This is a genomic window from Plantibacter sp. PA-3-X8, from assembly GCF_003856975.1.
GTDB lineage: Bacteria > Actinomycetota > Actinomycetes > Actinomycetales > Microbacteriaceae > Plantibacter > Plantibacter auratus.
Genome location: NZ_CP033107.1, coordinates 2,569,539 through 2,595,678, shown reverse-complemented (window position 1 = coordinate 2,595,678; position 26,140 = coordinate 2,569,539). Strand labels below are relative to the sequence as shown.

General features: G+C 69.6%; 22 protein-coding genes, 2 tRNA genes and 1 riboswitch. Of the genes, 7 read left to right on the top strand and 17 right to left on the bottom strand.

Features of this window, described 5'->3' with window-relative positions; all coding sequences use genetic code 11:
- Nucleotides 1-65: 65 nt before the first annotated feature.
- The 3 genes from EAO79_RS12305 to orn form a co-directional block, all read right to left on the bottom strand.
- Nucleotides 66-416, bottom strand: coding sequence for a metallopeptidase family protein (locus tag EAO79_RS12305; RefSeq protein WP_124769162.1), 351 nt, complete (start codon nucleotides 414-416; stop codon nucleotides 66-68).
- Nucleotides 417-471: 55 nt separating this feature from the next.
- Nucleotides 472-547 (bottom strand) — tRNA-His (locus tag EAO79_RS12300).
- 50 nt (nucleotides 548-597) lie between these two features.
- The gene (orn, locus tag EAO79_RS12295; protein WP_124769161.1) at nucleotides 598-1,218 is read right to left on the bottom strand and encodes an oligoribonuclease; all 621 of its coding nucleotides are present in this window, start codon (nucleotides 1,216-1,218) and stop codon (nucleotides 598-600) included.
- A 52-nt stretch (nucleotides 1,219-1,270) separates the two neighbouring features.
- Between orn and EAO79_RS12290 the strand changes: the two genes are divergently transcribed.
- Nucleotides 1,271-1,495: an SCO4848 family membrane protein gene (locus tag EAO79_RS12290; protein WP_064295131.1), complete on the top strand. Its 225-nt coding sequence runs from the start codon at nucleotides 1,271-1,273 to the stop codon at nucleotides 1,493-1,495.
- A 30-nt stretch (nucleotides 1,496-1,525) separates the two neighbouring features.
- Nucleotides 1,526-1,598 (top strand) — tRNA-Arg (locus EAO79_RS12285).
- A 275-nt stretch (nucleotides 1,599-1,873) separates the two neighbouring features.
- Here EAO79_RS12285 and EAO79_RS12280 read toward each other — a convergent pair.
- From EAO79_RS12280 to dinB, 6 genes are all read right to left on the bottom strand, one after another.
- Entirely contained in the window at nucleotides 1,874-2,446 is a 573-nt protein-coding gene (locus EAO79_RS12280) for a hypothetical protein (protein WP_124769160.1), read from the bottom strand.
- Entirely contained in the window at nucleotides 2,443-3,243 is an 801-nt protein-coding gene (locus EAO79_RS12275; RefSeq protein ID WP_124769159.1) for an energy-coupling factor transporter transmembrane protein EcfT, read from the bottom strand. The genes EAO79_RS12280 and EAO79_RS12275 overlap by 4 nt, the downstream gene beginning before the upstream one ends.
- Entirely contained in the window at nucleotides 3,240-4,637 is a 1,398-nt protein-coding gene (locus EAO79_RS12270) for an ABC transporter ATP-binding protein (protein ID WP_229938569.1), read from the bottom strand. The genes EAO79_RS12275 and EAO79_RS12270 overlap by 4 nt, the downstream gene beginning before the upstream one ends.
- A gap of 86 nt (nucleotides 4,638-4,723) precedes the next feature.
- Nucleotides 4,724-5,353 carry an ECF transporter S component gene (locus tag EAO79_RS19405; RefSeq protein ID WP_124769158.1) on the bottom strand — a complete coding sequence of 210 codons (630 nt, stop codon included), beginning with the start codon at nucleotides 5,351-5,353 and terminating at the stop codon, nucleotides 4,724-4,726.
- Nucleotides 5,354-5,389: 36 nt separating this feature from the next.
- Nucleotides 5,390-5,498, bottom strand: a riboswitch (TPP riboswitch).
- A gap of 50 nt (nucleotides 5,499-5,548) precedes the next feature.
- Nucleotides 5,549-5,878, bottom strand: coding sequence for a hypothetical protein (locus tag EAO79_RS12260; protein ID WP_079705686.1), 330 nt, complete (start codon nucleotides 5,876-5,878; stop codon nucleotides 5,549-5,551).
- A gap of 9 nt (nucleotides 5,879-5,887) precedes the next feature.
- Nucleotides 5,888-7,186, bottom strand: a complete 1,299-nt coding sequence (gene dinB, locus EAO79_RS12255; protein ID WP_124769157.1) for a DNA polymerase IV — start codon at nucleotides 7,184-7,186, stop codon at nucleotides 5,888-5,890.
- Nucleotides 7,187-7,268: 82 nt separating this feature from the next.
- Here dinB and EAO79_RS12250 point away from each other — a divergent pair, with 82 nt between their 5' ends.
- Entirely contained in the window at nucleotides 7,269-8,594 is a 1,326-nt protein-coding gene (locus EAO79_RS12250; RefSeq protein WP_124769156.1) for an acyltransferase, read from the top strand.
- Here EAO79_RS12250 and EAO79_RS12245 read toward each other — a convergent pair.
- The 4 genes from EAO79_RS12245 to gatC all read right to left on the bottom strand — a co-directional run bounded on the left by EAO79_RS12245 (nucleotide 8,565) and on the right by gatC (nucleotide 12,587).
- The gene (locus EAO79_RS12245; RefSeq protein ID WP_124769155.1) at nucleotides 8,565-9,161 is read right to left on the bottom strand and encodes a hypothetical protein; all 597 of its coding nucleotides are present in this window, start codon (nucleotides 9,159-9,161) and stop codon (nucleotides 8,565-8,567) included. The two genes, EAO79_RS12250 and EAO79_RS12245, sit on opposite strands and share 30 nt — an antisense overlap.
- 115 nt (nucleotides 9,162-9,276) lie before the next feature.
- Nucleotides 9,277-10,776, bottom strand: a complete 1,500-nt coding sequence (gene gatB, locus EAO79_RS12240) for an Asp-tRNA(Asn)/Glu-tRNA(Gln) amidotransferase subunit GatB (protein WP_124769154.1) — start codon at nucleotides 10,774-10,776, stop codon at nucleotides 9,277-9,279.
- 3 nt (nucleotides 10,777-10,779) lie between these two features.
- Entirely contained in the window at nucleotides 10,780-12,291 is a 1,512-nt protein-coding gene (gene gatA, locus EAO79_RS12235) for an Asp-tRNA(Asn)/Glu-tRNA(Gln) amidotransferase subunit GatA (protein WP_124769153.1), read from the bottom strand.
- Entirely contained in the window at nucleotides 12,288-12,587 is a 300-nt protein-coding gene (gatC, locus tag EAO79_RS12230) for an Asp-tRNA(Asn)/Glu-tRNA(Gln) amidotransferase subunit GatC (RefSeq protein WP_064295120.1), read from the bottom strand. The genes gatA and gatC overlap by 4 nt, the downstream gene beginning before the upstream one ends.
- A 90-nt stretch (nucleotides 12,588-12,677) precedes the next feature.
- On the opposite strand from gatC, the gene EAO79_RS12225 reads away from it, so the two are divergent.
- The gene (locus tag EAO79_RS12225) at nucleotides 12,678-14,399 is read left to right on the top strand and encodes a long-chain-fatty-acid--CoA ligase (protein WP_241160867.1); all 1,722 of its coding nucleotides are present in this window, start codon (nucleotides 12,678-12,680) and stop codon (nucleotides 14,397-14,399) included.
- Between the two features lie 2 nt (nucleotides 14,400-14,401).
- Here EAO79_RS12225 and ligA read toward each other — a convergent pair whose 3' ends face one another.
- Nucleotides 14,402-16,729 carry an NAD-dependent DNA ligase LigA gene (ligA, locus tag EAO79_RS12220; RefSeq protein ID WP_124769151.1) on the bottom strand — a complete coding sequence of 776 codons (2,328 nt, stop codon included), beginning with the start codon at nucleotides 16,727-16,729 and terminating at the stop codon, nucleotides 14,402-14,404.
- Nucleotides 16,730-16,880: 151 nt separating this feature from the next.
- Here ligA and EAO79_RS12215 point away from each other — a divergent pair, with 151 nt between their 5' ends.
- Nucleotides 16,881-18,359: a sugar porter family MFS transporter gene (locus EAO79_RS12215; RefSeq protein WP_124769150.1), complete on the top strand. Its 1,479-nt coding sequence runs from the start codon at nucleotides 16,881-16,883 to the stop codon at nucleotides 18,357-18,359.
- 61 nt (nucleotides 18,360-18,420) lie between these two features.
- On the opposite strand, the gene mnmA is transcribed toward EAO79_RS12215, so the two are convergent.
- Nucleotides 18,421-19,539 (bottom strand): tRNA 2-thiouridine(34) synthase MnmA, encoded by a 1,119-nt coding sequence (gene mnmA / locus EAO79_RS12210; protein ID WP_229938575.1) that lies wholly within the window; start codon nucleotides 19,537-19,539, stop codon nucleotides 18,421-18,423.
- 60 nt (nucleotides 19,540-19,599) lie between these two features.
- Nucleotides 19,600-20,823 (bottom strand): cysteine desulfurase family protein, encoded by a 1,224-nt coding sequence (locus EAO79_RS12205; protein WP_124769149.1) that lies wholly within the window; start codon nucleotides 20,821-20,823, stop codon nucleotides 19,600-19,602.
- Between the two features lie 68 nt (nucleotides 20,824-20,891).
- Between EAO79_RS12205 and glgX the strand changes: the two genes are divergently transcribed.
- Nucleotides 20,892-22,934 (top strand): glycogen debranching protein GlgX, encoded by a 2,043-nt coding sequence (gene glgX, locus EAO79_RS12200; protein WP_124769148.1) that lies wholly within the window; start codon nucleotides 20,892-20,894, stop codon nucleotides 22,932-22,934.
- Between the two features lie 2 nt (nucleotides 22,935-22,936).
- Nucleotides 22,937-23,428 (top strand): Cys-tRNA(Pro) deacylase, encoded by a 492-nt coding sequence (gene ybaK / locus EAO79_RS12195; RefSeq protein WP_124769147.1) that lies wholly within the window; start codon nucleotides 22,937-22,939, stop codon nucleotides 23,426-23,428.
- A gap of 57 nt (nucleotides 23,429-23,485) precedes the next feature.
- Here the strand turns inward: ybaK and glgP are convergent, their stop codons facing one another.
- Nucleotides 23,486-26,059 (bottom strand): alpha-glucan family phosphorylase, encoded by a 2,574-nt coding sequence (gene glgP, locus EAO79_RS12190; protein ID WP_124769146.1) that lies wholly within the window; start codon nucleotides 26,057-26,059, stop codon nucleotides 23,486-23,488.
- Between the last annotated feature and the right edge of the window lie 81 nt (nucleotides 26,060-26,140).

Here is a 26,140-nt window from a genome sequence, read left to right as displayed (position 1 = left end):
GCGCACCCGGAACTCCGAGGCACTTGCAACACACCGGAAACACGGCTCGGTGGGCGAGGCGGGTCTCAGGCCCAGCCGAGCTCGTGCAGCCGCTCGTCGTCGATGCCGTAGAAGTGCGCGATCTCGTGGACCAGGGTGGTCTGGATCTCGTCGGCGAGCTCGTCGAGTGTCTCGCACGCCGCCAGATGCGGCTCGCGGTAGACGATGATCCGGTCGGGCATCTCGCCGAAGCCGTAGCGGTCGCGCTCCGTCAGGGCGACGCCGTCGTACAGCCCGAGCGTGTCGAGCGTGCCGTTCTCAGGCCGGTCCTCGACGACGAAGACGAGGTTGTCGAGACCGTCGACCATCTCGTCGGGCAAGCGGTCGAGTTCGTCCACCACGAGGGCTTCGAACGCCTCGGTGTCCAGCTCCAACATGCCCGCTCCCCGGATACGACAGAAGCCGGAGGGATCCTCCGGCTTCTGTACGACATGGGGTGAGTAACGGGGCTTGAACCCGCGACCTCCTGGACCACAACCAGGCGCTCTGCCAACTGAGCTATACCCACCATGCGACCTGCTCCGCGGAGACCGCGTCACAAGCGACTGGACGAGTCTATTACATGTTTGGGGCGTACCGTGACACGACCGCTTCCGAAACCCGCTTCGCGTCGTCGGAGGACGGGCCGGGGAGGTCGACGAACAACGCTCCGCGGTAGTAGGCGAGCTCACGGATCGACTCGAGGATGTCCGCCAGCGCGCGGTGTCCGCCGTGCTTCGACGGGGCGTTGAAGTACACCCGCGGGTACCACCGACGGGCCAGTTCCTTGATGGAGGAGACGTCGACGTTGCGGTAGTGCAGGTGGGCGTCGAGCCGCGGCATGTACCGCGCGAGGAATCCTCGGTCGGTCCCGATGGTGTTCCCGGCCAGCGGTGCCTTCGACTCGTCCGGGACGAAGCGCTGGATGTACTCGATGACCTGGAACTCGGCGTCCGCGACGCTCACGCCGTTCGGGATCTCCTCGAGCAGCCCCGACGTGCGGTGCATGTTCGTCACGAACTCACCCATGTTGTCGAGTGCCGACTGGTCGGGCTTGATCACGACGGAGTAACCCGGGTCGAGGATGTTCAGTTCGAAGTCGGTGATCACGACGGCGATCTCGACGAGTTCGTCGACCTCCAGCTCGAGTCCGGTCATCTCGCAGTCGATCCAGACCAGACGGTCCCCAGCTGTGCTCATGGGTCGAGTCTACTCAGCACGACCGACGCCGCCGGTTCCGTAGACTCGAGCGGTGATCATCGCCATCTCCGTCCTGCTGCTCGTCAACGGTGTCTACAACGTCGTCGTCTGGCCCCGCTTCCTCAAGCGCATCGTCGCCGACCCGCGCGCCCGCGACGATCAGGGACGTGCGACGACGTTCCTGCGCGTGCACGTCATCCTCATCAGCATCGCCCTCGTCCTCGCAGCCCTGTCGCTCGTCTTCGGAGTCCTCGGCCTCCTCGGCGTCGGCGCCTGAGACACCGCTGCGGTATCCTGGACGACGCCCGCCTCCGTAGCTCAGGGGATAGAGCAGGAGCCTTCTAATCTCTTGGTCGCAGGTTCGAATCCTGCCGGGGGCACCTCACACGACATCGCGGACCCTTCTCATCTCTTGGTCGCAGGTTCGAATCCTGCCGGGGGCACCTCACACGACATCGCGGACCCTTCTCATCTCTTGGTCGCAGGTTCGAATCCTGCCGGGGGCACCTCACACGACATCGCGGACCCTTCTCATCTCTTGGTCGCAGGTTCGAATCCTGCCGGGGGCACACCCACCCTTCGACAAGCTCAGGGACCGATGACCGGAACCTGACCCTCAGACCGGCTCAGGGACCGGGAACCCGGACCGTGGGTCTCAGGAACGGAGCCAGTGGCTCCAACGTCCGCGACTGTCGCGCCTCAGGGCGTCGAGGACGAGCGCGAAGACCTGGTCCGCGGCGCCGGTCGCCTCGATGCGGAGACCCGCATCGAGGTCGGGCCGCTCCCGCTCGATGAAGGCGTCCTCCTGGAGGGTCCACTCGGCGAGCCAGTCGACGCCGTCACCGCGCCCGATGAGGCGGTCGGTGCGCTGGACCACCGGCGCGTCGAGCCACAGCACCGTGTCGGCGAGTATTCGCGACGCCCGCGACGACGACCCGCAACCCTCGACGATGAGTGGACGGTCACTCGGCACGAGGTGCGCCTCCGCACGGGCGGACCGTTCCCAGTCCCAGCGCCGCCACTCCCCCGCGCGCCGCTCGGAGAACGGTGTGAGGATCCACTCGACGAGGAGTCGAGCACCCTCGTCGAGCCCCTCCCACCCCGGATACAGGTCGTCCATGTGGACGACCGTGCTGGCCGTCAATGCGGACGCCACCGAGGAGGCGAGCGTCGTCTTCCCCGTGCCCGACCGTCCGTCGATGAGCAGGACCGGCGGAACCGCGCTCACTGGCCCACGACCCGGAACGTGCCGGCGAGGACCGCCGTGGACAGCGCGAAAGCCATGATGACGATCGTCACCAGGACGGCGACGAGGTCAGCCCGGCCCAGGCGGGACGGTCTGGCCCAGGTGCGTTCGTTCGGTGCCCCGAACCCCCGCGCCTCCATCGCCGTCGCGAGTTTGCTCCCGCGGCGGATGGCGAACACCAGCAGCACGAACGCCATGGACGCGAACCGCCGGACCACTCCCCGGTCCCCCAGCCCACGGGCACGACGGGCGAGCGCGAGACTGCGCCAGTCGTCGATGAAGAGTCCGAGCATCCGCGCCCCAGCAAGGATCCCGAGCACGAACCGCGACGGCAGCTTCGTGATCTGGGACAAGCCGTCGGCCAGATCGGTCGGATCCACCCGCGCGAAGAGCAGGATCGTCGGGAGACCGAGCGCCAACACGCGGATCGTCACGGCGACCGCCAGCTCGATCGAGTTGTCCGTCACCCTGACGAACCCGAGCGACAGGTACTCCGTCCCTCCCGGCTTCGCGTACAACAGCATGCTGATCCCGCCGATGGGCGCGAAGACGAGCACCGGCAGTGCCCGCTTCAGCAGCGCGGTGAACCGCAGGCCGGAGAGCGGGAACAGCATCACTTCGAGCAGCACCGCCGTGCTCGCACTCACCCAGTCGATCGTCAACAGCAACGGGACGGACAGGATGAGAACGGCCAGCACCTTCGTCACCGGATTCACGCGGTCGAGTGGCGGTCGATGGTGCAACACCGTCGAGCGGTCCGCTGCCGTGAGGCTCGTCATGCGGCCCGCCTCCCGAGTTCCAGCGGTTCGAGGAGGATGCGATGGTCGCCCAGATGTTCGACGACCCCCGCGTCATGCGTGACGGAGACGATCGTCGCGCCGCGCTCGAGCTCGTGCTGCAGCAGGCGGACGAGTGACAACCACGTGCGTCGATCCTGCCCGAACGTCGGTTCGTCGAGGACCATGACCGCCGGCCGGGCGGCGAGGACGGTGGCCACCGACAACCGGCGCTTCTGACCGCCCGAGAGGCTGAACGGGTTCGCCTCGGCAAGACGACCGAGACCGAGCGCCTCGAGGATCTCGGAGACCCGCTCGTCGATGGCGGTCCGGGACCAGCGGAGGGCCTGCAGGCCGACACCGAGCTCGTTCCGCACGGTCGATGAGACGAACTGGTGCTCGGGATCCTGGAAGACCGTCCCGATGCGTGTGAGCAACTCGGTGGACTTCCAGCGGATCGGCCGGGATCCCAGCCTGCCGGCGAGCTGCGGAGCGGCGGTCACCGTCCCCGTGATCTCCGGCAGCAGTCCCGCCAGCGTGAGCGCGAGCGTGGACTTCCCCGCGCCGTTGGGGCCGACGATGACGGTCGCCGCGCCCTCGGGCACCGCGAGCCCCAGGTGCTCCTGCACCGGCTGCTTCCGCGTTCGACCGATCGCCAGGTCGTCGGTCGTGATGACCGCCGCAGATGGGCCGGATACCGGACGAGGGGCCAACCCCAGCGGGATGCCCGGCACCCAGACACCCGCATCGGCCAGGCGCTGCCCGACGTCGTCCAGGACGAGGTCGGGTGGCCCGTCGGCGAGGACACCGCCGTCGGCGTCGAGCACGACGACCCTGGTCATCAGCTCGCGCCAGACGTCGACGCGGTGTTCGATGACGACCAGGGTGGACGAACCGTCATCGACCAGCCGAGCGACGGCGTCCCGCACCTCGGCCACCCCTGCCGGGTCGAGGTTCGCGGTCGGTTCGTCGAGCAGGAGGAGCGAGGGGTGCATGGCGAGCACTCCGGCGAGGGCCAGCCGCTGTTTCTGACCGCCGGACAGCGCCGAGGTCGAGTGGTCCAGCGGCAGGTCCAGTCCGACGGCCTCCAGCGAGGCGTCGACGCGGCGCCAGATCTCCTCGCGCTCGACGCCGAGGTTCTCGCAGCCGAAGGCGACGTCGTCGCCGACCTTGGACAGGATCACCTGCGAGTCGGGATCCTGCAGCACGAGCCCGATGCGACCCCTCGCTCGTTCAGGCGGAACGCCGTCCACGAGGAGCGAGCCGTGGGACTCCCCCTCGTCCGCACCGCCGAGGACGCCGGCCAGTGCGTGGATCAGCGTCGACTTGCCGGCACCGGACGCCCCCAGGAGGAGGACCCGCTCGCCCGGTTCGATCACGAGGTCGAGGTCGCGCACCGCCCAGGCCTTCCGACCGGCATGACGCCACCCCCAGTCCCGCGCGACGACGCGCGCCGGACCGGTCGCAGCCGCTCCCGGCACGATCAGACCTCGCGCCGAGCGTCCCGCCCCGACGCGAACCGACTGAGCGCTCCGGTCGACGCGAGTGCCCTGACGAGTGCCCAGCCGACGACACCGGCGAGGATCGCGCCCGAGACGAGCAGCGAACCGAGGTAGATCGCGTTGAACTCGACACCCTTCTCGAGGTTGCCCGACATCACGAGCTCGAGGAGCCACGCGCCGGCCCCGGCGCCGGCACCGGCGAGGATCGCCGGAACGAGGCCGAGGCGCTTGTACGCGAGCGCCGCGAACACCAGCTCGGCGCCGAGGCCCTGAGCGAGGCCGGAGTACACCGTCGTGACGCCCCATGCGTTGCCGATGAGGGCGGAGACGATCGCACCGATGGTCTCGACGAGGAGTGCTGCGCCGGGCTTCCGGATGATGAGTCCGCCGAGCACCCCGCCGAGGAGCCAGATCCCGACGGCGATCCCGCCGAAACCGGGCGTAACGGCGCTGGCACCCGCGTACCAGAGTGATCCGAGCGTGTTCCACGCCCAGAAGATGAGGCCGGTCGCGACGCCGAGCACGGCGACCACGACGATGTCGACGACCCTCCAGCGCAAGGTCCGCGACGCAGCGCGTTCAGAGGGTGAGATCTTGGTCGATGCTGACACGATACGTGCCCTTCCTGTAGACGGAAAAGAGCACGGGATAGCGAGAAATGGTCTCCCTGCGCTGGCATGATCCAGATCAGGTTCGACGGTCGAAGGCGAATACCTTCCTCTCAGCCCGGTTCACCGGACTCCCGTGGTGGCACGAGTCTAACCCCTGCCGTGCGCAGTCGCACGACAGGGGTTCGACGGGGAGGGCTACTTCTTGAGGGCCTTGATGAGGCCGGCCAGAGCTTTGCCGCTCACCCAGATGAACGGGATCGCGACGGCGATGAGCGAGATGAGGTTCGGGTCGAAACGGAGACCCTCGTCGGTCTTGATGTAGGCACCGACCGGGATCGAGACGCCACCGCCGCCACCGCCGCTCGGGGCGTCGTCGCCGTCGCCCTCGGAGCCGCCGCCGAAGCCGTAGTACGTCAGCGCGACGGGCACGAGCTTCGTGCCGTCGACGTCCTGCTGCTCCCCGTAGGCTGCGGACACGCCGAGCCCCTTCGCCTGTTCTGCCAGCTTCTCCACGAGATTCGTCATACCGCGAGGCTACCGCTCGGTATCCACCGGTCCAAGGGGTTGATCCGTGCTCCCAGCACCCTGCGAGTCTCCGCGACTGCCGAGTCCGCGACGCCTCGGCTTGCCGAGGAGGGAGGCGGGAGCGATCGCGAGATCGCCGAACCGGCTCGCGACCCGGTCGATCGTCTGCTCGGCTTCACGCCACTCCTCGTCCGGGTCCCAGAGCCCGGCGCCGGCCTCATCGGCGGGGACGAGCTGGTCGACCTTCACCCCGACGAGGCGCACGAGACGCCCACCGCGATCGAGGTCGTCGAACAACGACGCCGCCTCGTCGTAGACCCGACGCCCGACGTTCGTGGCCTCGCCGATGGTGCGCGACCGCGTGATGACGCTGAAGTCCGCATAGCGGACACGGATGCTGATCGTCCGGCCGGCGTAGCCGCCCTTCCGGAGCCGGATCGCGACGAGACCGGCGAGGTTCAGCAGCTCGCGCTTGAGGATGGTCGGGTCGGAGACGTCCGTCGGGAAGGTCACCTCGTGGCTGACGCTCCTCTCGCGTCGTGCCAGCTCGATGCCGCGCGGATCGATCCCGTTCGCGAGCTCGAGGAGTCGGCGACCGGAGGCCTCACCGACCGCGCGCTGGAGCATCGACAGCGGGGTGGAGGCGAGCTGACCGATGGTCCGGATGCCCCGGTTCGTCAGCTGCTCCTCCGTCCGACCACCGACCCCCCACAGCGCGCCGACCGGCAACGGGTGGAGGAACGCCAAGGTCTCGTCGGCGGGCACGACCAGCAGGCCGTCGGGCTTCGACAGGCCGGAGGCGAGCTTCGCGACGTACTTCGTCGATGCCAAGCCGACCGAGCACGGCAGACCGGTCGCGTCGAGGACCCGTTGCTTCACGAGCGCGGCGATCGTCCGTGGGCTCCCGAGCAACCGGACCGCGCCGGACACGTCGAGGAAGGCCTCATCGATGCTCAGCGGCTCGACGAGCGGCGTGACCGACTCGAAGACCTCCATCACCCGGTCGGAGTACTCGCGGTACCTGCCGTGGTGGGGTGGCAACACGACGGCCCTCGGACAGAGGCGCATCGCCTGGGACACCGGCATCGCCGCTCGCACGCCGTACCGGCGAGCCTCGTAACTGGCGGAGGTGACGACCGACCGCCCCTCCTTGTTTCCCACGATGATCGGCAGACCGCGCAGCTCGGGCCGTTCCAAGAGCTCGACCGAGACGAAGAACGCGTCCATGTCGACGTGGAGGATGGGGGTACCGCTGTCGTCGGCATCGTGCGCCGAGACGCGACGCGACGCTCCATCCTGCCGACTCATGCCTCCATTGTCTCAGTCGCCTCCGACACGCTCTCCACAAGGGCCGAGGCGGGAGGGCCCGGCGACGCTAGGCTGTCCGGCGATGAGCACGCGAACGCGGACCGGGTCGGCCCCGGCGGTCCCAGACCTCTCCGGGCGGGACCTCGCCCTCGACCTCGTGCGCGTCGCGTGCGTCGTGACGGTCGTCATCGTCCACCTTCTGATGGTCGCGGTGGCCGTCGAGCCGGACGGCACGATCGGCATCTCCCGAGCGCTCGAGCAGCAGTCGTGGTTCGACACGGGTACCTGGTTCGGCCAGATCATGCCGTTGTTCTTCATCGTTGGCGGCTTCGCGACGATCACCGGCTGGCGCAGCACCGTCCGACGTGGTGGCGGGACCAGCAACTTCCTCCGGTCCCGGGTGTTCCGACTCGCCCTGCCGACGATCCCGGTCCTGCTCTTCCTCGCCGCGGGGCTGTGGCTCGCCGGGGCGCTCGGTGTCGACCCGGCCATCATCGAGGCCGTCGCCGCAGGCGTCGGCTCCCCGCTCTGGTTCCTGGCCGCCTACCTGCTGTGCCAGGCGGTCGCCCCGTTCCTCGCCACCTGCCACGACCGCCACCCCTTCCTGACCTGTGCGGCACTGCTGGCCGGCGTGATCCTCGTCGACGTCGTCCGTTACTCGACCGGTCTCCTGGGCATCGGTCTCGTCAACCTGGTGTTCGTCTGGCCGCTGCTGCAGCAGTTCGGGTTCTTCCTGGCCGACGGACGTCTCCGCTCCGTTCCGCGCCTCGTCCTCGTGGCCGTGGTGCTCGTCTCCTACGGTGCGCTCGTGCCGATCACGACCTGGCTGCCGTACTCGACCAGCATGCTCGGCAACCTCAACCCACCGACCCTCCCCCTCGTCGTCCTCGGCGTCGGGCAGCTCGCCCTGCTCGCCCTGGCGCACCCGCTGCTCACGGCGATCATGCGGACCCGCGCCGCGCGAGCGGTCGTCTTCCTCATCGGGTCCCGGCTGATGACGGTGTACCTCTGGCATCTCCCCCTGATCATCGCGGTCGCCGGTCTCCAGCTCGCCCTCGGCATCCCCTTCGCGGAACCGCTGAGTGCGGCATGGTGGTGGACCCGACCGGTCGTACTGCTCGTCGTCGCGGTTCTGCTCGCGGGCGTCGGCACACTCCTCGGCCGCGTCGAGCACCCCCGCAAGCTGCGCCTCGACCCGGAGCGCAAGCCTGCACACGTCGCCGTGTGGATCGCGCTCGCGAGCGCCTTCATCATGCCCTTCGCGGAGATCTCCCACCCGCTCACCGCCGCGATGGCGGCTGCCGGCGCTGTCGGCTCGATCATCGCGGTCGTGCTCCTGAACCCGACCCGTCGGCCGGTCGAGCGCGTCGCGGGCGGATCAGACCAGGCCGTGGACCAGCGGCCGTAGCCATTCACGGAAGGCCTCCTGGTCGTCCCGGAGCGACTCACTGACCACGATCGTGTCGGGCGCGACCACCCAGGCCCCCGGTCGGCAGATCGGGAGCACCTCGAGGTCCAACCGGAACGAGCTGGATTGCCGGCGCAACTCGAACTGACGCTCGCGGATGAGTTCGTAGACGTCGGTGAGGCGACTCGGCGATCGGCCTGCGAGCGCGCGCTCGTACTCCCGGATGCGAGCCGACGCCCAGCGGTGCGCGTCGTCGTACGCCCGGTAGGCGAGCTCCTGCAGGTCGAGGGCTCGATCGAACACCTCGAAGTGTGGTGGACGGACCTCGGCCATGAACAGGCGCGTGTCGCGACGGGCGATCCCGGTCCACCAACCGTCGAACTGGACGGCGAGCGCGTCGAGGTCGAGGCCGGTGACGTCGACCCGCTCCAGACCCGGTGTGACCGCGGGAAGCTGCGCGACGCATCGCTCGCCGAGCCCTGCCATGTCGCGGAACGCGAGCGCCAGCATGAGGGCCATCGGAGCGTCTTCCGTGACCTGCCACCGCATGGTGCCTTCGACCAGCATGGCGGAAGTGTATGCCGGGCCAGCAGTCGGCACCAGGGCTTCCCCTGGCCGACGACATCGGGCCCGAGCCGCCGTCATCGACGGTGGCGCGGGCCCGATGGTGCAGCGGTGACCGCTACTGCGATGCGCGCTCCAGGACGAGTTCGCGCACACGCGCCGCATCGGCCTGTCCGCGCATCGCCTTCATCACGGCGCCGATGACCGCGCCGGCGGCCTGGACCTTGCCGTCGCGGATCTTGGCGAGGACGTCCGGCTGAGCGGCCAGTGCCTCGTCGATGGCGGCGATCAGCGGACCGTCGTCGGACACCAGTGCGAGACCGCGAGCGTCGATGACCTCCTGAGGAGCGCCCTCCCCGTCGATGACGCCCTCGAGCACCTGGCGTGCGAGCTTGTCGTTGAGCGTTCCGGCCTCGACGAGCGCCGCGAGTGCCGCGACGTGCTCGGGTGACACGAGGCTCGTCGCCTCGACATCGCGCTGGTTCGCGATCCGCGAGATCTCGCCCGTCCACCACTTCCGTGCGGCGGCCGGAGCGGCGCCGGCCTCGACGGTGGCCGTGATCTCGTTCAGCAGACCACCGTTCACGACGTCCTGGAACTCCAGGTCGGTGAAGCCCCATTCGCTCTTCAGCCGACGACGACGGACGGACGGCTGCTCGGGCAAGGCCGCTCGGAGTTCCTCGATGAGTTCGGGCGACGGCACGACCGGGAGCAGATCGGGCTCCGGGAAGTACCGGTAGTCGTCGGCGTCGCTCTTCGGCCGGCCGGCGGACGTCGCACCGGTGTCCTCGTGCCAGTGCCGCGTCTCCTGGATGATGGATCCGCCGTCCTTGAGGATCGCGGCCTGCCGCTGGATCTCGTAGCGGACGGCGCGCTCGACGGAACGCAGGGAGTTGACGTTCTTCGTCTCCGTGCGCGTACCGAGCTTCTCCTGGCCGCGCGGGCGCAGCGAGATGTTGGCGTCGCAGCGGAGGTTCCCGCGCTCCATCTTCGCGTCGGAGATGCCGAGCGCCACGACGATGTCGCGGATCGCGGAGACGTAGGCCTTCGCGATCTCGGGTGCCCGGTGCTCGGTGCCGTAGATCGGCTTGGTGACGATCTCGACGAGCGGCACACCCGCGCGGTTGTAGTCGACGAGCGAGTACTCGGCACCCTGGATACGGCCGGTGGAACCGCCGATGTGCGTGAGCTTGCCGGCGTCCTCCTCCATGTGCGCGCGCTCGATCGGCACCGTCACGATGGTGCCGTCCGCCAGCTCGACGTCGACCGAGCCCTCGAAGGCGATCGGCTCGTCGAACTGCGAGATCTGGTAGTTCTTCGCGAGGTCGGGGTAGAAGTAGTTCTTCCGCGCGAAACGGCTCGAGGGTGCGATCGAGCAGCCGAGGGCGAGCCCGAGGCTGATCGAGTACCGCACCGCCTGCTCGTTCACGACCGGGAGCGACCCGGGCAGACCGAGGCAGACCGGCGAGATGTTCGTGTTCGGAGCGTCGCCGAAGCCGTTCGGCGCCGAGGAGAACATCTTCGTCTTGGTGTTCAGCTCGACGTGCACCTCGAAGCCGAGCACCGGCTCGTACAGTTCGAGGGCTTCTTCGTAGGAGAGGAGCTTGTCCTTGGCCATGGGTTACCGACCTCCGAGAGCGGGTGCCTGCGAGATGAGGGTGTGCCCCCACGTCGATTCGAGAAGCGCCTCGAGAGCGGCGCCGACCCGGTAGAGCCTGGCGTCCTCCCGTGCTGGCGCCATGAACTGGATGCCGACGGGCAGACCGTCTTCCGGGGCGAGCCCGATCGGCACGCTGATGCCGGGCACGCCGGCGAGGTTCGCCGGGATGGTGGTGACGTCGTTCAGGTACATCGCCAGTGGGTCGTCGATACGCTCGCCCAGCTTGAACGCCGTCGTCGGGGCGCTCGGGCTCACGAGGACGTCGACCTGGTCGAACGCCGCCGCGAAGTCGCGCTGGATGAGCGTCCGGACCTTCTGGGCGCTGCCGTAGTAGGCGTCGTAGTAGCCCGCGCTGAGCGCGTACGTGCCGAGGATGATCCGTCGCTTCACCTCGGGACCGAAACCGGCCTCGCGCGTTGCGGACATGACCTGCTCGACCGTGCCGCCACCCTCGGGCGTGACCCGCATGCCGAAGCGCACCGAGTCGAACTTCGCGAGGTTGCTCGACGCTTCGGCGGGGAGGATGAGGTAGTAGGCGGCGACGGCGTACTCGAAGTTCGGAGCGGAGACCTCGACGATCTCGGCACCGTTCGCCTCGAGTACCGCGAGCGCCTCCTGGAAGCGGCTCTTCACGCCGGCTTGGAAGCCCTCACCGTTGAGCTCGGTGACGACGCCGACCCGGAGGCCGCGCAGCACGTCGCCGCGCGCGCCCTCGCGGGCCGCAGCGGCCATCGACGGCCAGGCGTCGCGGAGCGAGGTGGAGTCGAGGGCGTCGTGCCCGGCGATGACGTCGTGGAGGAGGCCCGAGTCGAGGACCGTGCGGCTGACCGGCCCGACCTGGTCGAGCGAGGAGGCGAGCGCGATCGCCCCGTAGCGGCTGACCGCGCCGTAGGTCGGCTTGACGCCGACCGTGCCGGTCACGTGCGCCGGCTGGCGGATGGACCCGCCGGTGTCGCTGCCGAGGGCGATGGGCGCCTCGAACGCGGCGACCGCGGCGGCGGAGCCACCGCCGGAACCGCCGGGGATGCGGTCGAGGTCCCACGGGTTGTGGGTCGGGCCGTACGCGGAGTGCTCCGTGCTCGAGCCCATGGCGAACTCGTCCATGTTCGTCTTGCCGAGCGGTACGAGACCGGCGGCACGCGACCGGGCGACGACGGTCGCGTCGAACGGTGACAGGTACCCCTCGAGGATCTTGCTCCCCGAGGTGGACGGCATGTCCGTCGTGACCAGCACGTCCTTGATGGCGAGCGGGACGCCCGCCAGCTCGCCGAGGTCCTCGCCCGCGGCACGGCGTGCGTCGATGTCGGCGGCGACGTCGATTGCGTGGTCCGACACGTGGAGGAAGGCGTGGACGTCGCCGTCGACCTGCGCGATGCGGTCGAGGTGCGCCTGGGTGGCTTCGACGCTGGAGACCTCGCCAGCGCGGAGCTTGCTCGACAGCTCGGCTGCCGTGAGACCGATCAACCCGCTCACTGCTCCTCCCCCAGGATCGCCGAGACCTTGAAGCGACCGTCGGCCGATTCCGGCGCGTTCTGCAGCGCCTGCTCCCGCGTGAGCGTGTTGCCGACGACGTCGTCGCGGTACACGTTCTCGAGCGGGATCGGGTGGCTCGTCGCCGGGACGTCAGGCGTGGCCACCTGCTGCACCTTCTGGATGTTGTCCACGATGGAGTCGAGCTCCGTCGTGAGGTGGGCGATCTCGTCCTGGCTCAGGGCGATTCGAGCGAGGTTCGCGAGATGCGCGACCTGCTCGGTAGTGATTTCCGACATGCGTCTCCCGTACGTGTAGCGGTGGCGGTCGCTCCAGTCTATTCGCCAGGGACGTGGTCGTCCGTCGGGCTCCGCCCCTACAGTGGGACGGTGACCCAGAACGACTCGAGCAGCCGTCCCCGTCCCGCGCACGAGCGTCCCTGGCTCGCGAGCTACGCCGCCGACGTGCCGGACGACATCCCCGAGCAGACCGGCAGCCTCGGCGATCTCGTCGAAGCCTCCGCCGCGAGCTACCCGGACGCCGTCGCGCTGGAGTTCTTCGGGTCGACCACCACCTACACGGAGCTCGAGGGGCTCATCGCCCGTGCCGCCGCCGGCCTGCGCGCACTCGGTGTCCGGGCGGGAGACCCCGTCGCCCTCATGCTCCCGAACTGCCCGCAGCACATCGTCGCGTTCTACGCGGTCCTCAGGCTGGGCGCCGTCGTCATCGAGCACAACCCGCTCTACACCCCCCAAGAACTCCGCCACCAGTTCGAGGACCACCGCGCGACGTTCGCGATCGTCTGGGACAAGGTCGCCGAGCACCTGCAGGACTTCCCGGCCGACCTGGCGGTGCACTCGCTCGTGACGATCGACGTGACCCGGGCGATGCCGCTCCACATGCGCGCCGCTCTCCGTCTGCCCATCCCGAAGGCGAGAGCCTCACGGGCTCAGCTCACCGCGCCGGTGTCGGGCACCGTGCGGTGGGAGCAGCTCCTGACCTCGGGGCCGCTGCCGGCGAGCCACCCGAAGCCCGCGACCGACGCCCTCGCACTCATCCAGTACACGAGCGGGACGACGGGCTCGCCCAAGGGTGCTGCACTCACCCACGGCAACCTGCTCGCGAACGCGGCGCAGTCCCGCGCCTGGGTGCCCACGGTGAAGCGTGGGGAGGCCGTCGTCTACGCGGTGCTCCCGATGTTCCACGCCTACGGCCTGACGCTCTGCCTGACGTTCGCCATGAGCATGGGCTCGCGCCTCGTCCTCTTCCCGAAGTTCGACCCGGCGCTCGTCCTCAAGGTCATGAAGAAGCGACCGCCGACCTTCCTGCCCGCCGTCCCGCCCATCGCCGACCGTCTCCTGACCGCGGCGACCGAGCAGGGCGTGTCACTGCAGGGCACCGAGATCGCCATCTCTGGCGCGATGCCGCTGCCGCACGACCTCGTCGTCCCGTTCGAAGCCGCGTCCGGCGGCTTCCTCGTCGAAGGCTACGGGCTGTCCGAGTGCTCCCCGGTCATCTCCGCGAACCCGGTCTCGACCGCACGGAAGCCCGGGACCATCGGCCTCCCGCTGCCGAGCACCGAGGTGCGCGTCGTGGATCCCGACGACCCGGAGACCGACCGGCCGGCCGGCGAGGCGGGCGAGTTGCTCGTGCGCGGCCCGCAGGTCTTCCACGGCTACTACAACAAGCCCGAAGAGACCGCCGCCGTCCTGCTCCCAGGCGGTTGGTTCCGCACCGGTGACATCGTGTCCATCGACGAGGAGGGGTTCATGACCGTCGTCGACCGGATCAAGGAGCTCATCATCACCGGCGGGTTCAACGTGTCGCCGAGCGAGGTCGAGCAGGTGCTCCGCGGGCACGCGTCGGTCGCTGACGCCGCCGTCGTCGGGCTCCCCGATCCCCACTCCGGCGAGCAGGTCGTCGCGGCCGTCGTCGCGGCTCCCGGTGCCACCGTGGATCCGGATGCCCTCCGAGCCTGGGCGCGGGAGATCCTCACCCCGTACAAGGTGCCGAAGCGGGTCGTCGTCGTCGACGAACTCCCCAAGTCGCTCATCGGCAAGGTGCTGCGGCGCCAGGTCCGCGACGAGCTGCTGCAGGCCGACCAGGACTGAGGTCAGTCCGTCGGCACCTCGTCGGCGGACGCCGCACCCTCGGCCTCATCCGCGGCCGGGGCCTCCGGCTCGCCGAGCGCCGCCGGACCCTCGGAGACGAGCAGGGCGAACTGCTCGGCGTCGATGATCCGCAGACCGAGTGCTTCGGCCTTCGCGAGCTTCGACCCGGCACCCGGGCCGGCGGCGACGAAGTCGGTCTTCTTCGAGACGCTCGACGCAGCCTTCCCGCCCGCCTGCACGATGGCTTCCAGCGCACCCTCCCGGGTGAAGCCCTCGAGCGAACCGGTGGCGACGACGGTGACACCGGACAGCACACCACCGGCCGCGACCGCCGCGCCCGGCCCCGGGTGTCCGGGTGTCGCCCACTGCACGCCCGCCGCAGTCCACTCCTCGACGATCTCGCGATGCCAGTCGACCTCGAACCAGGCGATGAGGGCGTCGGCGATGATCCCGCCCACGCCGTCGACCTCTGCGAGCTCGTCGCGGGTGGCCGCACGGATGGCATCGAGCGAACCGAAGTACTCCGCGAGTGACCGGGCGGCGACCGGGCCGACGTGGCGGATGTTCAGTGCCACGAGCAACCGGGCGAGCGGGCGGGTCTTCGCGCCGTCGAGGTTGGCGAGGAGTTCGATCGCGTTCTTGGACGGCACCGAGGACTCGTCGCCGTCGAACTCGGCCGCGGCCGGATCGTGCACGCCGTCCCTCTTGGCGCGTCGGCGGCGGAAGGGCGTGACGCGCTTCTCGGATCCGTCCTCGTTGAGCTTGGGCAGCCCGGTCTCGTTGTCGCGGACGATCACCGTGACCGGGAAGATGTCGGCCATCGTGAGCGAGAAGAGTCCGGCCTCAGTCGTCAGCGGTGGTTCCGCAGGCTCCACCGGCTGGGTGAGCGCCGCTGCCGCCACCTCGCCGAGCGCCTCGACGTCGAGCGCGCCACGGGAGCCGATGTGCTCGACGCGTCCGCGCACCTGCGCCGGGCAGCTCCGCGCGTTCGGGCAGCGCAGGTCGATGTCGCCCTCCTTCGCGGGGGCGAGGGGGGTACCGCACTCGGGGCAGTGCTCGGGCATGACGAACTCCCGCTCCGAACCGTCGCGGAGCTCGACGACCGGGCCGAGGACCTCGGGGATGACGTCGCCGGCCTTCCGGAGGACGACGGTGTCGCCGATGAGCACCCCCTTCGCCTTCACGACGTCCTGGTTGTGCAGGGTCGCCTGACGCACCTCGCTGCCGGCGACGAGCACCTTCTCCATGACGGCGAACGGGGTGGCGCGACCGGTGCGCCCGACGCTCACGACGATGTCGAGGAGCTTCGTGTTCACCTGCTCGGGCGGGTACTTGTAGGCGATGGCCCATCGCGGAGCACGACTCGTCGCGCCGAGCTCGCCGTGGAGCGCGAGATCGTCGACCTTCACGACGACGCCGTCGATCTCGTGCTCGACGCTGTCGCGGTGGGCGCCGAAGTACTCGATGAACTCCGCCGCACCGGTCGCCTCGTCGTGGACCCGGTAGTGCGAGGAGGTCGGGAGCCCCCAGCTGTGCAGCAGCTCGTAGACCTGTGACTGCCGAGCGACGGGCGGCTGTTCCCACGCGCCGATGCCGTGGACGAGCATCTGCAGGCGGCCGAGCCGGTCGTGCATGAGTGCGAGCTGGGCCGGGTTCTTGCTCTCCGCCTTCTGGCGCAGGGAACCGCTCGCCGCGTTGCGCGGGTTGGCGAAGACCCGTTCACCGGCGGCCGCCTGGTTGGCGTTCAGTTCGCGGAAGGCCTCGACCGGGAAGAAGATCTCGCCCCGGACTTCGACGACCTCCGGGAACTCGACCCCGGGGTCGGACGACGTCAGGCGTTCGGGGATGGAACGGATGTACCGCACGTTCTCCGTGACGTCCTCGCCGACGACGCCGTCGCCGCGCGTGGCCGCGCTCACGAGGCGGCCGCGCTCGTACCGGAGGTTGATGGCGAGGCCGTCGATCTTCAGTTCGCAGAGGTACTGGACGGACCCTCCGGCGTCGCGCTCGACCTTGGCGGCCCAGGCGAGGAACTCCTCGATCGAGAAGACGTTGTCGAGGCTGAGCATGCGCTCGAGGTGGGTGACCGGGGCGAACAGCGTGGTCTCGGCACGCCCGCCGACGGTCTGGGTGGGGCTGTCCTGGCTCTGCAGCTCGGGGAAGAGACGCTCGAGCTCCTCGAGCCGACGGAGCATCGCGTCGTACTCCTCGTCGGAGGCGAGCGACTCGTCGCGCTCGTAGTACGCGTCGCGAAGCTCGAGGATGCGCGAGGTGAGTTCCTCGGCCTCGGTCGATGCCTGCTGGAGGGTCTGTCCGGTGCTGTTCGCCACGGCGTCCAGTCTACGAGCGGCGTCCGACACCGGCGGGCGCTTGACACCCGGCACGTCCTCCCAGATGTGCGCAACCGGGTCGGGGCGGGTCTCATCGAGGAGTAGGGTGTCGCAGTGCCGCAGGAACCATGCGCGCGGAATCGGAGGAACCATGTCCCAGTCCAGCAGTCCGGGAACGGGGGCGGCTCCTACCAGCAAGCAGCTGACCGCGCGCGTCATCGGCATCTCCGTCTCGGCCGCGGTCGGTGGCTTCCTCTTCGGATTCGACTCCTCCGTGGTGAACGGCGCGGTCGACGCGATGCAGGACCACTTCGCGCTCAGTGAGGCGCTCATCGGCTTCGCGGTCGCGTCAGCGCTGCTCGGTTGCGCGCTCGGCGCCTACCTCGCAGGCCGGATCGCCGACAGCCGCGGCCGCATCTTCACGATGCTGCTCGGTGCAGGCCTGTTCTTCATCTCCTCCTTCGGAGCCGGCTTCGCCTTCTCCCCCTGGGACCTCGTGATCTGGCGCATCGTCGGCGGGCTCGGTATCGGCATCGCCTCGGTCGTGGCTCCGGCATACATCGCCGAGATCGCCCCGAGCGCCATCCGCGGCCGTCTCGCCTCGCTGCAGCAGCTCGCCATCACGCTCGGCATCTTCGCCGCGCTCCTGTCCGACTCCGTCCTGGCGGGCGCCGCCGGCGGCGCCCCGAACCCGCTGTGGTTCGGCGTCGAGGCCTGGCGCTGGATGTTCATCGCCTGCGCGCTCCCGGCCGTGGTCTACGGCGTGCTCGCGATGCGGCTCCCGGAGTCGCCACGGTTCCTCGTCCGCAAGGGCAAGTCGGACGAGGCCCGTCGGATCTTCGCGACCGTCTGGCCGCAGGAAGAGGTGGATCGCGCCGTCAAGCTCGCCGAGCAGGCGGTGAAGGACGATGAGCAGCAGAAGAAGGCGACCCTCTGGGGCGGACGCTTCGGGCTCCTGCCGATCGTCTGGATCGGGATCATCCTGTCGATCTTCCAGCAGTTCGTCGGCATCAACGTGATCTTCTACTACTCGACGACGCTGTGGAAGGCCGTCGGGTTCCAGGAGTCCGACTCGCTCCTCATCTCGGTCATCACCTCGGTGACGAACGTCGCGGTCACCGTCGTCGCCATCCTGCTCGTGGACCGCATCGGTCGACGGCCGATCCTCCTCGCGGGTTCCATCGGTATGACGGTCTCGCTCGGCGCGATGGCGATCGCGTTCACGCAGTCGGTCACTGACAGCGCCGGCGAGGTCTCGCTGCCCCAGCCCTGGGGCACGATCGCCCTCGTGGCCGCCAACGTGTTCGTCGTCGCGTTCGGCGCGTCGTGGGGACCGCTCGTCTGGGTGCTCCTCGGCGAGATCTTCCCGAACCGCCTGCGCGCGAAGGCGCTCGGTGTCGCCGCGATGGCGCAGTGGATCGCGAACTTCCTCATCACGGTCAGCTTCCCGGCCCTCGCCGCGTTCTCCCTGCCGGTGACCTACGGCATGTACGCGCTGTTCGCGCTCCTCTCGTTCGTCTTCGTCCTCGCGAAGATCCCCGAGACGAACGGCCTGACGCTCGAGGAGGCGGAGACCCTCTTCGTCAAGAAGCCCAAGAAGTCCAAGGCGGGCGCACAGACCCGATCCTGACGACCGACGCAGAACGCCCGACGAGCCTGGCTCGTCGGGCGTTCCGTCGTTCCTGGGGTCCTCAGGCGGAGGCGGCGGCTCCGACGGGCACCGCACTGACGGTGCGGTCGATCGTGAACTGGCCGAGGACGCGCGTCCCGCTGTACAGCACGGCGGTCTGTCCGGGAGCGACGCCGTCGAGTGGCGTCTCCGGGTGGACGACGAGCTCGCCGTCGACGAGCGTCAGCGCGGCGGGGACCGGGTCGGCGTGCGCACGGATCTGGACGTCGCACGGGATCGGTGCGACACCGACCTCCGGAGCCCTCCCAGCCCAGGTGAAGCGCGAACCGGCGATCTCGCCGATGGCGAGCGCCTCTTTCGGCCCGACGACGACCGTGTTGTCCTTCGGACGCACCTCGAGGACGAAGCGCGGACGTCCATCCGGCGCGGGCACGCCGAGGTGCAGGCCCTTGCGCTGGCCGACGGTGAAGGCGTGGGCACCCTCGTGCGAACCGACGACGGCTCCGTCTCGGTCGAGGACCTGGCCGGTCTCGGTGCCGACCCGCTCCCCCAGCCAGCCCTTCGTATCGCCGTCGGGGATGAAGCAGATGTCGTGGCTGTCGGGCTTGTTCGCCACCGTGAAGCCGCGCTCCGCGGCCTCGGCTCGGACCTCGGCTTTCGACGGTGTCGCGCCGAGCGGGAACATCGAGTGCGCGAGCTGTTCGGCGGTGAGCACGCCCAGGACGTACGACTGGTCCTTGGCCCAGGCACTCGCGCGGTGCAGCTCACGATCACCCTCGGGGCTCGTGACGATCGTGGCGTAGTGACCGGTCACGACCGCGTCGAACCCGAGGTCGAGCGCCTTCTCGAGCAACGCCGCGAACTTGATCTTCTCGTTGCAACGCATGCACGGGTTCGGGGTCCGGCCGGCGCGGTACTCGGCGATGAAGTCGTCCACCACGTCGAGCTTGAAGCGCTCCGAGAAGTCCCACACGTAGTACGGGATGCCGATCAGGTTCGCCGCACGCTGGGCGTCCATCGAGTCCTCGATGGTGCAGCACCCGCGACTGCCGGTCCGGAGCGTGCCCGGCATCCGGCTGAGCGCCAGGTGGACGCCGACCACCTCATGGCCTGCGTCGACGGCGCGTGCCGCTGCCACGGCGGAGTCGACTCCGCCACTCATCGCTGCCAGAACTTTCACCGGGCAAGTCTACGCGCCAGCCGCTGGACGGCCACCCGCAAGCGGTGACGAGACGGCTGCTCAGGGACGAGCGCCCAGCGCCGTGTCGCGGTCGGCGGAACCGGCCCGACTCGCCTGTGCGTACGCGCGCGGCAGGGCCTGGAGGAAGTCGTCCACGTCCGTCTCGGTCGTCGTCCGACCCAGCGTGATCCGGAGGACCGATCGGGCCTCCGTCTCCGGGCGTCCCATCGCGAGCAGGACATGCGACGGTTCCGGGACGCCGGCCTGGCAGGCGGAACCCGTCGAGACCGCCACCCCTGCGAGGTCGAGGAGGAAGAGCATCGAGTCTCCCTGTGCGCCGGGGAACACGAAGTTCGCGTTCGACGCGAGTCGCTCGCTGGGATCACCCGTCAGCTCGGCCTCCGGAACGGTCGCCCGCACGCCGGCCACGAGTCGGTCGCGCAAGGTGCCGAGACGCTCCTGCTCCGCGGTCCGCTCGAGCGCCATGAGCTCCGCGGCGACGGCGAACCCGACGGCTGCCGCGACGTCCTGCGTGCCGGAGCGGAGTCCGCGCTGCTGTCCGCCACCGTGCTGCAACGGCTCCACCACGGCTGCGCGGCTCACGACCAGGGCTCCGATCCCCACGGGACCACCGATCTTGTGCGCGGAGACGCTGAGCGCGACGAGACCACTGGCACCGACCGATCCGGATGCGGCGCGAAGGTCGGCGAGGTCGATGGGGAGGTGTCCGTAGGCCGAGACCGCGTCCAGGTGGAACGGCACCTCGGCCGCTGCGGCGAGCGCCGCCAGCCGGACGACGGGCTGGATGGTGCCGACCTCGTTGTTCGCCCAGAGCGCCGTCGCCATGGCGATGTCGGGGCCGTGGTCGGCGAAGCGCTCGGCCGCCGTGTCGAGTGAGACCCGGCCGAGGTCGTCGAGCGGGATCCAGAGCGGGGACGCACCCTCGTGGCGCTCGAGCCATTCGACGGTGTCCAGCGTGGCGTGGTGCTCCCCCGCGGGTGCGAGCACGGCGGCGCGGCGTCGATCCTGCTGTCGGTGCCAGTAGAGACCCTTCAGGGCGAGGTTGATGGACTCCGTGCCGCCGGAGGTGAAGACGAGTTCGATGGGGTCGCACCCGAGGGTCGCCGCGACCCGCTCACGCGCCTCTTCGAGGAGACGGCGGGCCTGCTGCCCGGGGCCGTGGATGGAGGCCGGGTTGCCGACGGTCGCCATCGCGGACGCGTAGGCATCGATCACCTCGGATCGCACCGGGGTCGTCGCGGCGTGGTCCAGGTACACCACCATGCCGCTCCTCCCCTCGCCGCGGTGTCCGCGGATCTTCGCGCACTCCCGCACTCACTACTGTAGAACCCATGAACGCTGGTGACCCCTTCCATGATCTCGGCGTCCGCCTCGGCCCGTCCGGTGGTGAGCTCCGTGTGTGGTCCGAGCATGCGGATGCCCTCGAACTCGTGATCTTCGACGACAAGGATCTGAACTGGATCACCCACTCGGTCGAGATGACCCGCGACGACGACGGGGTCTGGAGTGGGAGTTCCGAGGAGCTGGTGCTCGGGCGACGCTATGCGGTCCGCGCCTCCGGGCCGTCCTCGCCGAACAACGCCTTCGACCCGAGCCTGCTGCTGCTCGACCCCTACGCCCGCGGGCTCGCCCGCGTGTCGGCCGAGCAGTGGCGTTCCGTCGTCGTCGACGACGCGTTCGACTGGGGCGGTGTGCAGAAACCCCGTGTCCCGCTCGACCGGACCGTCGTGTACGAGGCGCACGTCAAGGGGCTGAGCAAGCTGCACCCCGACGTGCCGGAGGAGCTGCGGGGCACGTACGCGGGCCTCGCCCACCCCGCGATGATCGCGCATCTGCACGATCTCGGGGTGACGAGCGTCGAACTGCTTCCGGTGCACGCGTTCACCTCCGAGCAGCGTCTCATCAAGCAGGGCCTCGTCAACTACTGGGGCTACAACACCCTGAACTTCTTCAGTCCACACGCCTCCTACGCGACGAAGACGGCTCAGGCGGGTGGGGCGGACGAGGTCCTCCGCGAGTTCAAGGGCATGGTGAAGCTGCTGCACGAGGCCGGCCTCGAGGTCATCCTCGACGTCGTCTACAACCACACCGCCGAAGAGGGGCCCGGCGGCCCCCGCACGAGCTTCCGCGGCATCGACAACGCGACCTACTACCGTCAGGACGCCACCGGCGCCTACATCGACGTGACGGGCTGCGGCAACACCGTGGACTTCGGCCATCCGGTCCCCCAGCAGCTCGTACTCGACTCGTTACGGTACTGGGCTGACGAGGTGCAGATCGACGGCTTCCGGTTCGACCTCGCTGCGACGCTCGGTCGGAACGAGGCGGTCGAGTTCACGCCCGACCATCCCCTGCTCGACGCGATCGTCCACGACCCGTCGCTCGTCGACGCGAAGATGATCGCCGAGCCCTGGGACGTCGGGATGGGCGGCTGGCAGACGGGGAACTTCCCTGCCGGTTGGCACGAGTGGAACGACCGGTACCGGGATCGTGTCCGCAACTTCTGGCTCTCCGACATCGACTACGCGAGACGGGCGGACGCCCCGGTCGGGATCGGTGGGTTCGCGACCCGTCTGGCCGGATCGAGCAACACCTTCTCCGCTGAGCGCGGTCCGCTGGCCTCCGTCAACTTCATCACGGCCCACGACGGGTTCACCCTGGCCGACCTCGTCTCGTACGACGTCAAGCACAACGTCGGGAACGGCGAGTCCAACCGCGACGGCACGGACAACAACCGCTCCTTCAACCACGGTGCCGAGGGCCCGACGGACGACCCCGCGATCCTCGCCGCTCGTCGCAAGGCGATGCGGAACCTGCTCGGCACGCTCCTGCTGTCGGCGGGTGTCCCGATGCTCACGGCGGGCGATGAGTTCGGGCGGAGTCAGCGCGGCAACAACAACGCCTACTGTCACGACTCCGAGCTGACGTGGGTCGGATGGACGAGGGAGCCCTGGCAGGACCAGTTGCTCGCGCACAGCCGCCGGCTCCTCGAACTCCGGCGCGAACACCCCGCCCTCCGACCGGAGCACTTCGCCGCCGCCGGGACGACGGTGCCCGGCGCGAGCGTCATGGACTGGTTCGACGCTTCGGGCGCGACCATGAGCACCGAGGACTGGACGAGTCCGCGGAACCGGACACTGCAGTTCTTCTCGACGAGCACGCCGGAGTCCGAGGAGCTCGACCGAGTGCTGCTCATCGTGCACGGCGTCGAGCAGCCGGTCGAGGTCACGTTGCCCGAGCACGAGGGCGTGACCGCGTTCGTGCGCATCTGGAACTCCGCGGACGACGCACCGATGCCCGAGGAGGAGCAGTTCGTCCCCGGCCAGACGGTCCCGGTCTCGGCGACGTCGATGCAGCTCTTCCGAGCCGTCTGACGATGGCGAAACGCAGGGCCGAGGGCGGCGGCACCCCGGCGACGGTGACGTTGACCTCGCTGGGCATCCCCTTCACCCCGCGCTCCTACCGGCACGACCCGTCGGTGACGGCCTTCGGCCTCGAAGCCGCCACGGCGCTCGGGGTCGATCCGCCCAGGGTGTTCAAGACCCTGCTGGCGGAGGTGGACGGGTCGCTCGTCGTCGCGATCGTCCCGGTCGCCGACCAACTCGACCTCAAGGCGCTCGCGACGGCTCTCGACGGGAAGCGGGCGACGATGGCGGATCCTGCCGTCGCCGAGCGGAAGACGGGCTACGTGGTCGGCGGCATCAGCCCGATCGGGCAGCGCACCGCGCTCCCGACGGTGCTCGACGAGAGCGCCTTCGAGCACGAGACGGTGATGGTCTCGGGTGGTCGGCGCGGGTTCGACCTCGAACTCGCCCCGTCCGACCTCGGATCGGCCGTCTCCGCCGTCGTCGCGCGGATCGCCAGATAGTCGGATCCCTCGACGCACCGGTCCGAGGGTCGCACCGGCGCGTCGGAGGAGATCGCCCTACTGGTCCGCCACGGCGACGAGCCCGAGTTCCGCGGGGGTGAGGAGCAGCTCGTGTCTCGGCACGATGCGCACCGTGTACCCGAACCCGCCGGCCCGATCGAGGGGAAGCGTCCCGGCGTACTCGAGTGTGTGCTCCGGCCGACTCGTCGACGGGGACTGCTGCTGCTCGAGCGGCTGCGTCCGGATGTCGAGCAGTTCACCTCCGGCACCGGGTACCCCGCAGACCACCTCGACGGTCACGTCCTCGGGTGACAGCGACCCCAGCTGGACGTAGGCGCGCAGCCGCAGCACGTCACCGACCTGCGGGACCGCGTCGACACCGCCGCTCTCGACATGGGCGACCGCCAGCTGCGGCCAGGCCTCGCGCACCCGCTGCTTGTAGGCTGCCAGCTCGCGCGCCCGCTGCTGATCGGACGCGTTCAGCTCGCGCTCCATCGCCGCCGCCGGGAGGTACATGCGCTCCGTGTACTCGCGGACCATGCGGTCGGCGCTGAGCGGTTCGGACAGCGTCGAGATCGTGTGTCGCACCATCTGCATCCAGCGCTGCGGCAGCCCGTCGTCCTCGCGCTCGTAGAACCGCGGTACCAGCTGGTGCTCGAGGATCTCGTACAGCGCCGTGGCCTCGAGGGCGTCGCGTTCCTCGTCGTCCGCCGCCCCGTCCGCCGACGGGATGACCCAACCGTTCTCGCCGTCCGCGTACTCGTTCCACCATCCGTCGAGGATCGACAGGTTCAGTGCTCCGTTGAGTGCGGCCTTCATGCCGGACGTCCCGCAGGCCTCGAGCGGACGCAACGGGTTGTTCAACCACACGTCACAGCCGGGGTAGAGCGTCTTGGCCATCCCGATGCCGTAGTCCGGCAGGAAGACGATGCGCGATCGGAGCTCGGGATCCTGGGCGAACTGCACGAGGCGCTGGATGAGCCGCTTGCCGTCGTCGTCCGCCGGGTGTGCCTTGCCCGCGACGACGATCTGGACGGGCCGTTCGGGGTGGAGCAGGATCGCGCGCAGTCGGTCGGGATCGCGCAGCATGAGGGTGAGCCGCTTATAGCTCGGCACCCGCCGGGCGAACCCGATCGTCAACACCTCCGGGTCGAGCAGTTCGTCGATCCAGGACGGGAGCACCGCTTGCGGGTTCTGGGTCCGATACCCATCGGCGATCCGGCGCCGCACGTCGGCGACGAGGCGCTCCCGCATCCCGTGCTTCCGCGACCAGAGCTCGGCGTCCGAGAGCGACGGATCGGACCAGTCCGCCCGACTCGTGTCGGTCGTCCCCCACCGGTCCGCGGCGAGGTCGACGAGCGACGGATCCGTCCAGCTCGGGGCGTGGACACCGTTCGTGATCGACGTGATCGGCACGTCCGAGACGTCGAAGCCGGGCCAGAGGCCTCGGAACATCGCCCGGCTCACCTCGCCGTGCAACCGACTGACGCCGTTCGCGCGCTGCGCCAGACGCAGGCCCATGATCGCCAGGTTGAACACGTCGGCCGAGCCGCCGTTCGCCGTCTCGTCGCCGAGTGCGAGGACGTCCGGGGCGGCGACGCCCGGGAGCAGGTCACCGCTGAAGTAGCGCGTGATCACCTCGCGGTCGAACCGGTCGATCCCGGCCGGAACGGGGGTGTGCGTCGTGAAGACGGTCCCGCCCCGCACGAGCTGCAGCGCCTCGTCGAAGGAGAGTCCGTTGCCGACGAGGTCGCTGATCCGCTCGAGCCCCAGGAAACCGGCGTGGCCTTCGTTGGAGTGGTAGACCTGCGGCAGCGCGTGGTCCGTGAGCTCGCTCCACTGCTTGATCGCTCGGACGCCGCCGATGCCGAGGAGGAGTTCCTGCAGGAGTCGATGCTCGCCGCCACCGCCGTACAACCGGTCCGTCACGCCGCGCAGGTCGGCCACGTTCTCCGGAATGTCCGTGTCGAGCAGCAGCAGTGGCACCCGACCGACCTCGGCGATCCAGACCCGTGCCGACAGGCTCCGGTCGTCGGGGAGCGCCAGGGTGACGGTGACCGGTGTCCCGTCCGGTTCCCGGAGCACGGTGACCGGGAGTCCGTCGGGGTCCTGCACGGGATAGGACTCCTGCTGCCAGCCGTCGTTCGTGATCGACTGCGCGAAGTATCCGGAGCGGTACAGGAGACCCACGCCGACGAGCGGCACCCCGAGGTCGGAGGCGCTCTTCAGGTGGTCGCCGGCGAGGATGCCGAGTCCGCCCGAGTACTGCGGCAGGGCCGCGGCGATTCCGAACTCGGGCGAGAAGTAGGCGATCGTCTGTGGTTTCGGGTCCGGGAGGCCCTGGTACCACCGCGGCTCCTGCAGGTACCGGCGGAGGTCGGCGTGCAAGGCGTCGGCCCGGCCGACGAAGTCCGCATCGGCGGCGAGTTCCGCCAGTCGCTCCGGTGTCACGAGTCCGAGGCCGCTGATCGGATCGTGGTCGGACTCGCGCCAGACGTCCGGTGCGATCTCGTCGAACAGGCGCTGCGTCGGCTCGTGCCACGACCACCGCAGGTTCGCAGCGAGGGCGGTGAGCGAGGTCAGGGACTCGGGGATGAGCGCGCGGACGGTAAACCTGCGGATAGCCTTCACGCGCTCACTCTAGGGCAACCGCGGAACGCACCCGAACGCTCATCGGGCGGCCACCCGGGACAGGGCCGCGCCCGAGGCCTT